Origin of the sequence: Cognatishimia sp. F0-27 (assembly GCF_020667845.1) — a bacterium.
Classification (GTDB): domain Bacteria; phylum Pseudomonadota; class Alphaproteobacteria; order Rhodobacterales; family Rhodobacteraceae; genus JAFMPQ01.
Genome location: NZ_JAFMPQ010000010.1, coordinates 114,430 through 127,860 on the forward strand (window position 1 = coordinate 114,430; position 13,431 = coordinate 127,860).

General features: G+C 61.9%; 10 protein-coding genes. 3 read left to right on the forward strand and 7 right to left on the reverse strand.

Annotated elements, in window-relative coordinates; all coding sequences use genetic code 11:
• Positions 1 to 2: 2 nt before the first annotated feature.
• From J1C49_RS07690 to J1C49_RS07710, 5 genes are read right to left on the reverse strand one after another with little or no spacing between them, the layout of a single operon-like run.
• Complete coding sequence (locus J1C49_RS07690; RefSeq protein WP_227445229.1) at positions 3 to 344, reverse strand: hypothetical protein; 342 nt, start codon at positions 342 to 344, stop codon at positions 3 to 5.
• Positions 341 to 1,111 carry a DUF4198 domain-containing protein gene (locus tag J1C49_RS07695; protein WP_227445230.1) on the reverse strand — a complete coding sequence of 257 codons (771 nt, stop codon included), beginning with the start codon at positions 1,109 to 1,111 and terminating at the stop codon, positions 341 to 343. Before J1C49_RS07695 ends, J1C49_RS07690 begins: the two co-directional genes overlap by 4 nt.
• Positions 1,112 to 1,162: 51 nt before the next feature.
• Positions 1,163 to 2,332: an ABC transporter permease gene (locus tag J1C49_RS07700; protein WP_227445231.1), complete on the reverse strand. Its 1,170-nt coding sequence runs from the start codon at positions 2,330 to 2,332 to the stop codon at positions 1,163 to 1,165.
• On the reverse strand, positions 2,329 to 2,997 hold the full coding sequence (locus tag J1C49_RS07705) for an ABC transporter ATP-binding protein (RefSeq protein WP_227445232.1): 669 nt from the start codon (positions 2,995 to 2,997) through the stop codon (positions 2,329 to 2,331). The genes J1C49_RS07700 and J1C49_RS07705 overlap by 4 nt, the downstream gene beginning before the upstream one ends.
• Positions 2,997 to 3,584: a hypothetical protein gene (locus J1C49_RS07710; protein ID WP_227445233.1), complete on the reverse strand. Its 588-nt coding sequence runs from the start codon at positions 3,582 to 3,584 to the stop codon at positions 2,997 to 2,999. Before J1C49_RS07710 ends, J1C49_RS07705 begins: the two co-directional genes overlap by 1 nt.
• A gap of 690 nt (positions 3,585 to 4,274) precedes the next feature.
• On the opposite strand from J1C49_RS07710, the gene J1C49_RS07715 reads away from it, so the two are divergent.
• Genes J1C49_RS07715 through J1C49_RS07725 form a run of 3 tightly spaced genes read left to right on the forward strand, consistent with a single transcriptional unit; the run spans position 4,275 to position 10,894 of the window.
• Positions 4,275 to 7,598, forward strand: a complete 3,324-nt coding sequence (locus J1C49_RS07715; RefSeq protein WP_227445234.1) for a DUF2126 domain-containing protein — start codon at positions 4,275 to 4,277, stop codon at positions 7,596 to 7,598.
• Between the two features lie 3 nt (positions 7,599 to 7,601).
• Positions 7,602 to 10,013 (forward strand): circularly permuted type 2 ATP-grasp protein, encoded by a 2,412-nt coding sequence (locus J1C49_RS07720; protein WP_227445235.1) that lies wholly within the window; start codon positions 7,602 to 7,604, stop codon positions 10,011 to 10,013.
• Between the two features lie 2 nt (positions 10,014 to 10,015).
• Positions 10,016 to 10,894 carry a transglutaminase family protein gene (locus J1C49_RS07725; RefSeq protein ID WP_227445236.1) on the forward strand — a complete coding sequence of 293 codons (879 nt, stop codon included), beginning with the start codon at positions 10,016 to 10,018 and terminating at the stop codon, positions 10,892 to 10,894.
• 14 nt (positions 10,895 to 10,908) lie between these two features.
• On the opposite strand, the gene J1C49_RS07730 is transcribed toward J1C49_RS07725, so the two are convergent.
• Both J1C49_RS07730 and J1C49_RS07735 read right to left on the reverse strand, forming a co-directional pair.
• On the reverse strand, positions 10,909 to 11,643 hold the full coding sequence (locus tag J1C49_RS07730; protein ID WP_227445237.1) for a peptidase: 735 nt from the start codon (positions 11,641 to 11,643) through the stop codon (positions 10,909 to 10,911).
• Positions 11,644 to 11,776: 133 nt separating this feature from the next.
• Entirely contained in the window at positions 11,777 to 12,556 is a 780-nt protein-coding gene (locus J1C49_RS07735; RefSeq protein WP_227445238.1) for a transglutaminase family protein, read from the reverse strand.
• Positions 12,557 to 13,431 lie beyond the last annotated feature (875 nt).

Sequence of the window (13,431 nt, forward strand, 5' to 3'; positions counted from 1 at the left end):
CATCAACTCCCGCAATTCCGGGCGATATCGTCCGGGGTCACGATCCAGTAGCCCTCGTGGCTGCCCGTGTTCACTTCGATCACCAGCCCGCCCGCGTGATCGACGCTGTCGAGTGGCACACGCTGCGTGCCATCGCTTTCAAGCGCAAGCGTTGCAAGCAGGGCATTCTCGGCATCGAGGACCCGCACTTCGCCGGTGACCGGTGCCTTACCGCTGGAAAATTTTGCCTCCACCGTAACCGCTTCGCAATCGACAGAGGCAAATACAGTGAGCTGATGCGCCACTGCGAGCGCCGGGACGACCAGCGCAAGCAGGGCGCCGCAAAGAACCCGCACGCGGATCATTGACCCGTCCATGCTTCGAAGTGGACCCAGATCACCGCACCCAGCTCCACGGCCTTTTCTGCGCCATCTTGCGGAAGGGTGTAGTCGGCGGTGTTGAGGGCTGCGAAGCCCCACCAGCCATCCGAAGGGGCCGCATAGGTAAACACGCCATTGGCGTCGGCCTTGACGGTCTGGGTGATCATCAGGTCGTCGGGCACCGTGGCGTCAACGCCGTCATTGAGAAATTCGACCTCCACCTCGGCATAGGGCACGGGTTCGCCATCCATCTTGACGATACCCTGAAAGACATTGCGTTCCCAAAGGCCAAACGGCTTTGAAAGCGGCACGATCTCTGTCTTGAGGCCAAGTTCCGTATCCCAGCCCTCGTCGTCGCCATAGGCGGTGACATACGTCTTGGTGTAGTGAATGATGAATGCGTCCTCGGCGGGCTCCCAGTAGGGCTGTGGCTCCATCGCAAAGATGTAGGTGCCGGGACGGTCGAGCGGGTAATCGAGCGTAAATCCCTGATCGTCCATGACGGTGGCGTCCTGCAATTGTCCGAGCAGGTCGCTGGTTTCGCCTTCATGGGTCACGGTGAAGGCGTTTGGCTTTTCGAGCATCATGCCGTCCATCTCGAACGGGTGTGAGAAAGACATCGTGAGCGAGACGCTCCGCCCATCCTCCTGGCTGATCATGGGGTCGTTGGGGATAATCATGCCGTAATGGGCCAGCGCGGGACCGGTCGCGATCAGGAAGGCGAGGGGAGCAAGCACTTGTCTGGTCATCATCGGGTTAATGTCTCCTTGAATGGTTTTGCCCGAAAGCCGATCCCGTGTGTGTCATGTGCCCAATGCGAGCAGCCAGCCGACCCAGCTTTCGGCATTCCGGGCCAAGAGGGCGGTGGCGGCCAAAGCGAGGCAGCTTGACAGAAAGAGTAATGTGATCGTCTCCGCAGCCAAGAGGCGCAGCACCATTCCTTTTCGCGCGCCGAGCTTGACTGCGGTGGCAATCTCGCCCGCGCGCAGGCGATACCCAAGAAAAACCGCCAATCCGATGGCCGCGAGCGCGGCAAACGCGATGATCGCGGTGACGAGGTCGAGCAGGGTCTTGATCCGGAAGATCCGATCTACCAGCCCCTGCACCACGGTTTCGGGCTCAAAAAGCTGGGTCAGACCGTCGGGGTCGAGATAGCGCCCGCGCAGGATTGTTCCGGCGCGTGTGTCGAAAGGCAAAACGATCACGGCAGTGGCAGGGTAGCCGTCCTGCGCCCCGTGGAAGTGGAAGCTGTCAATATTCTCGGGCGTGATGCGTTGATATTCGACGACCGCGGCATTGGCGGTCACGTCCAGCCCGGCCGCGACCTCGGACGCCATCACCACATCCTCATGGCCGTGGCCGATGCCCTGAATCACCCACGCTGTCTTGATATCCACAAGGATCGCGTCGTCATCCGCGGTATTGGTGGGTGCCAGAACGCCGACGATGGGCATTTCCAGCGGGTAGACCCCGTCAAGATCAAAGAGGTTTTGCGGCGAAGAAACCAGCGTATCCCCCGGACCCTTGCCAAGCGCGGCGGCCACGTTGGCCCCGATGACCGCCTCACCCAGAACCGCAAGCCCCCGACCGTCCGCGATTTCGAGCGCGCGGAAGTCGAAATAATCCAGCGTGGTCCCGACGATCCGGTATCCACCGGAGGTAAATGCCGTGTGCAGCGGCACAGGGATGGCCAGCCCACTATCCCAGATGGTTTCGACGTCACGCATGGTGACCGGCTCCGGCGCATCGTCGGAAAAGTAGAGCGCGGCCATTGTCAGATCGAGCTTCGAGCCCCGGCTGCCAAGGATCAGCGGTGTGGCTTCGGCGCGCGCGGTCAGGGTCCGTTCGCTTGTCGAAAGCAGGATCTGTGTTGCAATCGGCACAAACAGGATCAGCGCTGCCACCAGCACCATCACAAGACTGCGGGCCCAGTTGTAGCGAAGGTAGGCAAAAGCGAGGTAGAGCGCGTTCATGACGGCGCCCTTTCGCGGAACTCGGTGAAATCGAGCACCCTGTCAAAGCGCGGCAGCAATTCGTGGTCATGGGTTACGGCCAGCACCGCCGCGCCTGCCGCTTCGGCGCGGTCGAAAAGAAGGTCGAGGATGCGGGCTTTGCTTTCGGGATCGAGGTTGCCTGTCGCCTCATCGGACAGCACGAGCCGCGGCTGTGTCACCAGGGCGCGGCAGATCGCGACACGCTGCTGCTCGCCCTGGCTGAGTGCGGTGGGGTGGCGGTCCAGCTTGTCACCGATGCCGGACGCTGCGGCAAGCGCCTCGGCGCGCTCCCGTGCGGCGGCGTCGAGCCTCAGACCCGGCGCGATGCGGTAAGGATAGAGGATGTTTTGCCGTGCGGGCAGGTAGTCGAGCAGGGCGAAATCCTGAAACACGAACCCGATGTGACTGGCGCGGAAGCGGCGCCGCGCGGCATCGCTGAGCGCGGTCACGTCTGTGCCCGCCACGTCGATGCGACCGGAATCCGGACGCAGGATACCCGCGATCAGGTTCAGCAGCGTGGTCTTGCCACTGCCGCTCGGCCCGACGATGGCAAGCCGTTCGCCAGCTGCGAGCGACAGCGACGACACCCGCAGGCGAAAGCCGCCCGACGGATAGGCAAATGTGAGGTTCTCGATCTCGACCATCAGTTTGTCGGTGGTGCCGGAAAGACTTCGCCGGCGGTATCGCGGTTCACGTCGCGGAGCGTGAACCCGGTGATCTTCCAGGCATCCACCACTGGCGCGATCGTGAGATCCGCGCTGTAGGTATTGCCGCGCACATGCAAATGCTCGGCATGCCCCACCGTTCCGATGACCTGCCAAGAGGCATCGATCACCAGCGCGTCACTGGCTGCGCTGCTGGTCACGCGCGATGTAAGCAGCTTGATCTCGTGAATCGTCTGGTCTGCCTCCTCGAGACCACCGCCAGCCATGGCACCAACCCGCTCGAGATATAATGCTTCCAGCGCGTCTCCGCCGGCAACGCGGGCAAGGGTATCATAGATCTCGTCCTCGCCGGTGCGTCCGAACGCGTCATACACAACTAACAGGAGGGCAGGGGTCAGACGGAAGAATTCGCTGCGCGCCTCGGCGGGTGTCATCGGGTCCAGCTCCGGCACGGCGTACGCTTTGGTGCTGTCCGTTGCAGGCCCGCCGGTCAGCATGAAAAAACCGGCGACGGCGCAAAGCACAATGATGGCGGCGCTTGAGGTGATCAGGGTGCGGGGCGTCATCTTGCGGCTGTCTCGACCTTTTCGACCGGTTGGGCGCGTCGTGGTTTATCGTGCCGTCTGGCGCGTCGTGGTTTATCGTGCCGTCTGGCGCGTCGTGATACATCGTGCCGTCTGGCGCGTTGTGGTTTATCGTGCCGTCCGGCGCGTTGTGGTTTATCGTGCAGTGCAGAGTGACCGAAATCGCAGGCACGCTCAATGCGATATGCTGCGGCTGGACGCGGGATCAAGCGTCACGCATCCGAGACGTGACCGTTTGCCGTCATTCAGCCCGCCGCGGTTGATGCCATATGACGCGGTGCGGTGTCGGTTTCGGTCATGCGGTGGCAGGCACACGCGATCGGGGGGTCCAGAGGTGAAGGCGATCCGCTGTGCCGCTTCCGGAACGCATCAGGCGGACCGCAACATGTCTTTGCCGATCCAAATCCGGAAGGCGCAGGCGCGCCGGGCTGGCAGTCATCCGTCGGGGCTCTGAGGCCGCTCGAATCGCCCGGATGCTTGGCCCAGCGCAGATCTGTCCGGCTGATCCGAGATGCGCTCCCGAGGGGCAGGCCTGTCTATCAGACTGGCACGGTCGGCACAAAACCCACAAAGTGATGCGGGGATGTTTGTTTCCGTCTGTTCGATGGTCTAACGACGAAGGAGCTGCTGCAACGCGGCGTCGCGCCAATGATGCAGCCTAGGAGTACCCGCATGTCAATCACTGCCAGTATCTATCACCTGACGCATTACAGATATGACCGTCCGGTGAGCCTCGGTCCGCAACTGATCCGTCTGCGCCCCGCGCCGCATTCGCGGACACGGGTCATTTCGCACAGCCTGACCGTCTCGCCCGACAATCATTTCGTGAACCACCAACAAGACCCCTACGGCAACTGGCTGGCGCGCTTCGTGTTTCCGGAGCCGGTGCGCGAGTTCAAGATCGAGGTGGACCTTGTCGCGGACATGTCGGTGTACAACCCGTTCGATTTCTTTGTCGAAGACAGCGCCAAGGACTTCCCCTTTCAATATGATGACGACATCGCCCCGGACCTGAGCATCTATCTGCACCGTGATCCGGTCGGGCCGCTGCTCGAGGCGTTTCTTGCATCGATCTCCCGCGAACCGACAGTCACGATCGACTTCCTCGTCGGTTTGAACATGCGCCTGTCAAACGAGATCGCCTATGAAATCCGGATGGAGCCGGGCGTTCAGACCGCCGAAACCACACTTGGCCGTGCGGCAGGATCCTGTCGCGATTCCAGTTGGTTGCTGGTGCAGGTGTTGCGCAATCTCGGCATCGCGGCGCGGTTTGTTTCGGGCTATCTCATCCAGTTGAAACCGGACCTCATCGCGCTTGATGGTCCGGCCGGGACCGACAAGGATTTCACCGACCTGCACGCTTGGGTCGAAGTGTATCTGCCCGGGGCGGGCTGGATCGGTCTGGACCCGACTTCCGGTCTGCTGGCCGGGGAAAGCCATATCCCGCTGGCCGCAACCCCGCATTATCGCCACGCTGCGCCGATTTCGGGCGCCGCCAGCATGGCAGAGGTCGATTTCTCCTTTGATATGCAGGTGACGCGCACGGCGGAACATCCGCGCATCACCAAACCCTTTTCCGACGATGCATGGGACGCGTTGAACCGTCTCGGGCACGACGTCGACAAACGCCTTGAGGCGGGGGATGTGCGTCTGACCATGGGGGGCGAGCCGACATTCGTTTCGATCGATGATTTCGAAAGCGCAGAGTGGAATTCGGATGCGGTTGGCCCAACCAAGCGCGGGCTCGCGGACAAACTGATGCGCCGGTTGCAAGACAGGTTTTCGACCGGCGGATTGCTGCATTACGGTCAGGGCAAATGGTATCCGGGCGAGACGCTGCCGCGCTGGACCTTTTCCCTCTATTGGCGCAAGGACGGCCAGCCGATCTGGCACAACCCGGACCTTCTGGCGCAAGAGGACACGCAAGAAGATGTCGGCCCCGACGACGCTCAGGCGCTGCTGGCGGCCATCGCCGCCAATCTGGAGGTGCCGACACAAAACGTCCTCCCCGCCTTCGAAGACCCGGCGGAATGGATCATCAAGGAAGGCAATCTGCCGGCCAATGTGACACCGGAAAACTCGAAACTGGCCGACCCCGAGGAACGCGCCCGTATCGCCAGAGTGTTCGAGCGTGGCCTGACGACCCCGGCGGGATACGTCTTGCCGGTGCAGCGTTGGCAGTCGCGCGCGTCCAGTCGCTGGCTGTCGGAGGTCTGGCAATTGAGACGCGGGAAGGTGTTCCTCGTGGCCGGGGACAGCCCCGTTGGCTATCGTCTGCCGCTGGGGACATTGCCCCATATCCCGGAAAGCGATTATCCCTTTATCGTTCCGCAAGATCCGACAGTGCCCCGCGACCCGCTTCCGCCGGCTGTCGAGCCGGGTCAATCGGGCGATACCGATCAACCCGTGGCACACCGCACCCAGGCTGGCGCGACTCAGCAGCAGGTCGAGCAAACCCTTGGCGATCTGAGCGGGCGTGTGCGCACGGCGATCTCGGTCGAACCGCGCGACGGAAAGCTCTGTGTCTTCATGCCGCCGGTGGAAACGCTCGAAGACTATCTTGAGCTGATTGCTGCCGTCGAGGCCGCCGCGAAGTCAGAAGGGCGAAAGGTGTTGATCGAGGGCTATGCCCCGCCCCACGACCCGCGTGTCGAAGTGATGCGCATTGCGCCGGACCCGGGTGTGATCGAGGTCAACATCCATCCCGCCGCGAATTGGAAAGCCTGTGTCGACACCACGCAGGCCGTCTATGAAGAGGCGCGGCAATGCCGCCTTGGCACCGATAAATTCATGATTGACGGGCGTCACACGGGCACGGGCGGCGGCAATCACGTGGTTGTCGGTGGCGCGACGCCCGGCGACAGCCCGTTTCTGCGCCGCCCCGATTTGCTCAAGAGCCTGATCCTGTTCTGGCAACGCCACCCGAGCCTGTCCTATCTTTTTGCGGGCACGTTTGTCGGCCCCACGTCGCAGGCGCCGCGCATCGACGAGGCCCGCCACGACGGGCTTTACGAGCTCGAAATCGCGCTGGATCAGATCTGGCCGCCGACGGAAGGCACGCCGCCGCCGCCATGGCTCACCGACCGTCTGCTGCGCAACGCCTTGATCGACGTGACCGGGAACACCCACCGCACCGAGATCTGTATCGACAAGCTGTTCTCGCCCGATGGGCCGACCGGGCGGCTGGGCCTCGTGGAGTTTCGTGGCTTCGAGATGCCTCCCAATCCGCGCATGAGCCTTGCGCAGCAGTTGCTTTTGCGGGCGATCATTGCGCGATGCTGGGAAGACCCGATCAGTGGCACCCTGACGCGGTGGGGCACCACCTTGCATGACCGGTTCATGCTGCCGGCCTTCATCTGGGAGGATTTCCTCGAGGTGCTCGCAGATTTGCGGGCCCATGACATGCGCTTTGATCCCGACTGGTTCAAGGCGCAGGCCGAGTTCCGCTTCCCGTTCTGCGGAGAGGTGACGTATGAGGGAATCACGCTGGAACTGCGGCAGGCGCTGGAGCCCTGGCACGTCATGGGCGAAACCGGCGCAATAGGCGGAACCGTGCGCTACACCGACAGCTCCACCGAACGGCTCCAGGTGACCCTGACCGGAGCCAACCCGGACCGCTATACCGTGACCGCCAACCGGCGTTGCGTGCCGCTGACACCCACGGCGACCACCGGCATGCGGGTGGGGGGTGTACGTTACAAGGCGTGGAAACCGGCGATGTCGTTGCATCCCGTGCTTGAGGTGGACGCGCCGCTGACGTTTGATATCTTCGATACGTGGACGGGCAAGTCGCTTGGGGGCTGCCGTTATCATGTGGCCCATCCCGGCGGGCGCAATTTTGAAACCTTCCCCGTCAATGGAAACGAGGCAGAGGCGCGGCGTTTGAGCAGGTTTGAGAAAATGGGTCACAGCGCCGGCACACAGCCGCCGGCGCCGGAGCGACCCCATCCGGAATTTCCGCTCACGCTGGATCTGCGCCGCAGGGCAGGCCTCTAGGCGATGCCGACGCCCCCGTCTTTCGCGCGCGGACAGATCGGGCAATCCCTGCTTGCGTCCTACACCGCGCAGGGTGCAGCGCAGAATGACGAGATGCTGCACCCGGACGGGACGATCAAACCCGTCTGGGCGCCCTTTTTCGATCACCTGAGTCGCCTTTCCCAAGATGACCTTGCGACCCGGTTTTCACGCGGGGATCAGTATCTGCGCGACGCGGGGGTGTTGTTTCGTCAATACGACGAGACCCTGTCGACGGAACGCGAGTGGCCGCTGAGCCATATCCCGGTCATCATCGGAGAGGATGAATGGCGGCTCATTTCGGAGGGGCTGATCGAGCGTGCGAACCTGTTGGAATTCATCCTTCAGGACTTCTACGGCGACAACACGCTGGTCACGTCCGGACAGTTGCCTGCAAAACTGCTCAGCCAGAACCCCGCCTGGCTGCGTCCGATGGTCGGCGTCGGCAAGGGCGGTGCGCATCTGCTCAATACAGTGTCGTTCGAGATCGGACGCGGCCCTGATGGGCAATGGTGGGTGATCAGCGACCTGATCGAAGCGCCCTCGTCCGTCGGGTTTGCCGTTGAAAACCGGATTGCGATGGGGCGCACTTTTCCCAACTTTTTCGCACGCGCGAACATTCATCGGCTGGCGGGGTATTTCCAGGAGTTCCAGCAGATGCTGATGCGCCTGCGTGGGCGCGACCCCGGAGAGGTGGCGCTGCTCTCGCCCGGCCCCATGAACCAGAACTATGCCGAACATGCCTACCTGGCGCGGTATCTTGGCCTGTTGCTGGTCGAAGGCGAAGACCTGATCGTCCAGCAGGGCAAGGTCATGGTTCGCACCGTTGCCGGGTTGAAGCCCGTCGGTCTGTTGTGGAACCGCTTGCCCAGCGCGATGTCCGACCCGCTCGAACTGGACTCGAGTTCCATGCTGGGTGCGGCGGGGCTTGTGGAGGCGATCCGCACCGGAGCCTTGCGCACGGTGAACACGGTTGGCGCAGGTGTTCTTGAGACACGTGCGTTGATGGCGTTTTTCCCAAGGATTGCGCGGGAACGGCTGGGGCGCGCCCTGGCGCTGCCCAATATCGCGACATGGTGGTGCGGACAGGACGGCCAGCGCGACCACGTGATCTCCAACATGGCGCGGATGATGGTCGGCGATGCCTTTTCGACGGTGCCGTTGATGGCAGATCCGAGCACGATGGATTTCGGCGATCTCAGCGACGGACCGCGTGCGACACAGCTGGCGGACACGCTCAGGACCGCAGGGCATCGCTATGTCGGGCAGGAGGCAGTCACCCTGTCGAGGACACCGGTCTGGGAAAACGGCCAACTCGTCGCGCGCCCCATTTGTATCCGTATATCGATGGGGCGCACTAAGGATGGATGGGCGGTCATGCCCGGTGGTTACGCGCGTATCAGTGCCGGCAATGATGCCAAGGCCCTAGCCATGCAGCGCGGCGGCAAGGTGGCGGATGTGTGGGTGACAAGCCCGAAAAAGGTCGAGACACCGAGCCTGTTGTCGGTCTCGCAAAGCGCCGTGACCGGTAGCCTGACGCATGCGTTGTTGCCCAGCCGGGCGGCGGACAACCTGTTCTGGCTGGGCCGCTACGTGGAACGCGCAGAGCAAAACATGCGCCTGTTCCGGGCCTATTTTGCGCGTATCTGCGACGGTGCCAATCATGCTGATGCCTTGCCTGTCTTTATCCGCGATCAGCTGATGACCGGGGTCGCGCCGAATGCTTCGGCCTTTGCCGTGCGGTTCGGTGAGCCACTGGATCTCGCGTTGCAGGCCGCATCGCGGATCCGAGACCGGTTTTCGCCCGACGGGATGATGGCCCTGCGCGGACTCGTCAAACATGCCAAGGCGCTTGATGTGCAACATGTCCCGCTCGAGGATACGCCGGTACAGATCAGTGGCCTGTTGCGCCAGGTGACCGGATTTGCCGGGCTCGTGCATGAGAACATGTATCGGTCCGACGGCTGGCGGTTCCTGAGCATTGGCATCTCATTGGAGCGCGCAGCGAATATGTGCGATATTCTGGCTGCCTGCGTCTCGGCGGAGTCATCGACCGGTGCGCTCGATCTTGCCCTCGAACTCGGTGACAGCGTCGTGTCTCACCGCACCCGGTTCCAGATTGCCGCGACGGCCGAGTCCGTTGTCGATCTCATGGCGCTGGATCCCAGCAATCCGCGCGCGGTGCGCTATCACATCACGCGCAGCAAAAAGCACATTGCCAACCTGCCGACGCAGCACGAAGACCATCACATGAGCCATGTGGCGCGGCAGGTTCTGTTGCTTGAAACGCAGTTGGCGACAAGCGAACCCGAGGCTGTCTCGCCCGATGCGCTGCGCCAGATCAAGACGGATATCTGGTCTATCTCCGACACCCTGAACGCATACCATCTGGCGTGACGATGAAATACAGCATCCGCCTGACCATCGCCCATGTCTACGATCACCCGGCGGCCAACAGCCGCCACCTGATCCGTGTCCAACCCAGAACCCTTGTCGGGCGACAGAAACTCACCACCCACCTGCTGGAGATCCTCCCCGACCCGGAATCACGGGCCGAAGGGCGGGATTTCTTTGGCAATGCCACGCATTCCTGTGCGCATCGCGATCAACATCCCGAGATGACAATCCGCCTGTCCTGCCATGTCGATATGGACACACCGCAGCTCTGGCAGGATTTGTCGCCGGATGTTCGACGGCTGCGAATGGATTACGACGCACTGACCGATCTCGGGCCGGAGTCACCGTTGCATTTCATGGGTCCAAGCCCGCGTTTGCCGCCCAATACCGCAATCCGCGACTTTGCGCGGGATCTCTACCTGCCGGGATCAAGCGCGGTCGAAAACGTGATCCACATCGGCAAGGCCCTGCATGACGCCATGACCTTTGATGCCACAGCCACAACCGTGGACACGGATGCGGCGGATGCGTTTCGGTTGCGGCGCGGTGTTTGTCAGGATTTTACCCATATCATGATCCTTGCGCTGCAGGCGCTGGGCATTCCCTCGGGCTATGTGAGTGGCTACCTGCGCACCTTGCCGCCGCCCGGCGGCGTCAGGCTTGAAGGGGCGGACGCAATGCATGCCTGGGTGCGTGCATGGTGCGGACCCATGCAGGGTTGGATCGAATATGACCCGACCAATAAGACCTTGGTTGGCACGGATCACATCGTTGCCGGCTACGGGCGCGACTATTCCGATGTTGCGCCGGTGCGCGGATATCTGCGGTCTTCCGGCGGGCAACGGAATTCGCAGGCCGTGGATGTGACCATCGTCGGATAGGCAGCGGCGCTGCGCTATTTTCGCTCGTAACCGGGCAAACGCGTCAAAGCGGTGCGCAGCGCATCACCCCAACTCGCGCTGATGGCTTGATAATAGGGATCATCGATCGTCACGCGCGGTTGCGTATCGAGGGCAAAACTGCCCTTTTCATAGATCTGGATGTCGATCGGCAGACCCACCGAAAGGTTGGCCTTGATGGTTGAATCGAACGAGACCATCAAGAGCTTGATCGCGTCTTCGAAGGTCATGTCAGGATCATAAGCCCGCACGATGATGGGTTTGCCGTATTTGGTCTCGCCGATCTGGAAGAACGGTGCATCTTCGGTCACTTCGATGAAATTGCCTTCCGGATACACCAGAAAGAGGGTGGGAACTCCGCCCTTGATCTGGCCGCCGACAATCACGGATGCCTTGAAGGCGGATGTCGCGGAATGCCCGTTTTCGCCGCCCCCCTGAATCACCTGTTTGAGCGTCGCACCGACAAACCGGGCAACCTCGAACATGGTTGGCAATTCCAGGATCGTGGGATTGCGCTCGGTCGGGATCTTGGAGCGCTCCTCAAGAATGCTGATCAGCGCTTGCGTCGTGGCGAGATTGCCCGCGGTCATGATGGTGATCGCGCGATCGCCCGGAACATCCCACGAAAACATCTTCTTTGTTGTCGAGAAATTGTCGACCCCGGCATTGGTGCGGGTGTCTGACATGAAAACAAGGCCACGGTTCAGGTATAGGCCGACACAATAGGTCATTCTTGGTCCACGAAAACGCACAGCGACGTGCTGCGTTGCAAGCTGTAGTGCTGAATGATTGACTATTCAATATTGTCCGAACGGGTTCGACATGGGTTTTGCCATCTGTGGGGATAGACGGACATCACGGGCGTCAGGTGATCTGGTCAACCCGAACCGATTGCTCCTGAAGGGTCAGAACACCGTAAGAGGTGAGGAACGACGCATCGGCAGCATCGCGGCCGACGCAGATGCGCACGATATCTTGCGGTGTTGCCATGCCTGTTGGATCGACAAGGTGCCAATCGCCTTCGAGAAACACTTCAACCACCGCATGGAAATCCTGCGGTTGCACGCCCGGGGCGTAAGCGCTGACAAAGCGCGCGGGAAGACCCATGGCGCGCAACAGGGCAATCAGGACATGCGCATAATCCCGGCAGACCCCGCGCTGGGCGGAAAAACTGTCGGTCGCGGTGGTGCCGGGGTTGCTGACATAGATGTCGTAGGTGAAATTGGAGGCCACCCAGTCATTCATGGCCTGAACAAGCGCGCCACCTGTCAGCCCTGAGAAATTGGCTGCGGTGAAGTCGAGGAAGAGATCGGACTGGCAGTAGCGCGACGGCATCAGGTATCGGATCACGGAGGCGGGAAGCTGGTGCCGGGGCGTTTCCTGAAGCCCGTCAAGGGTCGCTGCCGCGCGGCGGACCTCCACCTGAGCTTCGTAGATGCAATCGAGCCTGCTGCCGATGGAAATCCACCGGCGCACGCCGATGGCCTCCTCGCCTTCGACCTGTCGCAAGGTGGACCCGGACAGCAGAAGGAAGCGCGGGTTATCGCAGCGTTGTCCGCCGTCGGTTGTCGGTTCCATCTGAACCAAGGCATCGCATGCCTGGGCCGCAGTGTAGACAAGGCAGGTTTTCACATTGAGCAACACGGCAGACCCTCCGGGTGAGACACTTGGAAGAAAGCGCCAGCTATTGCAGGCTCGTGGGGGCGTGTCGACAGCTTAGTCCGGTCGGCGCCGCCAATTGTCGCGCTGCCGCAGGGTCCGTTCCATCCGGCGCGCGTTGTCTGGCGCGGCCGTGACCACAAGCCGGACCTTATCCCGACCTTCGGGCTTGCTCCCCCAATATTTTGTGCAGTCTGGCGTGGATGGACTTTCGGGGATCTGGTGATCTCCGATTGCGAGGCCGCGTCCCACGCGCAGGTGATCGGAGGGATGCTCAACCGCCGGGGAGTCCGGAAGCGGTCCCGAAAAAGGCCGGTTAGGCCACAGCACATGGCGCACGCAACGCGTCAAGGGTCATACCGTCGCCTCACAAGACTTTGGGACGCTGCGACCCTTTGCGGGTCACGACACTGGCATAGGGGTCGCGCGCCAGCTGCAGCCGGATCGGACAGACAGACGGGCTCGCCGGCTCGCATGGGTGGCGAGGCCCGCCGTCGTGACAGCCAACGCATCTTTAGGCGGCAATCTGTCGTCCTCCAGAGGCGAGACCGCCGCATCCAAACCGTGTGATTGAAGATGATCGGCCATTCCTCATGGCGCGCCCGGATGCTTGCGCGCTGGCGCATTGAAAGCGCCGACCATGGCCCTTTGCCGGGCCAACGGTACCGCAAAGCACAGGCTTTTGTCGCCCGCTTGGTCTGCGCCAAACGGCCGTGCTGCAAGGCACCGACCCTGGCTTTCCGATCTACTACAAGGCACAACCTCTAGCAACTGTATTTCTCAGACAGTCTGAGAAGTCCATTTTTGTCCTGACTTGACGAGGGCATTTGCGATTGTGGTGAGTTTTCGAGCGACGGCTG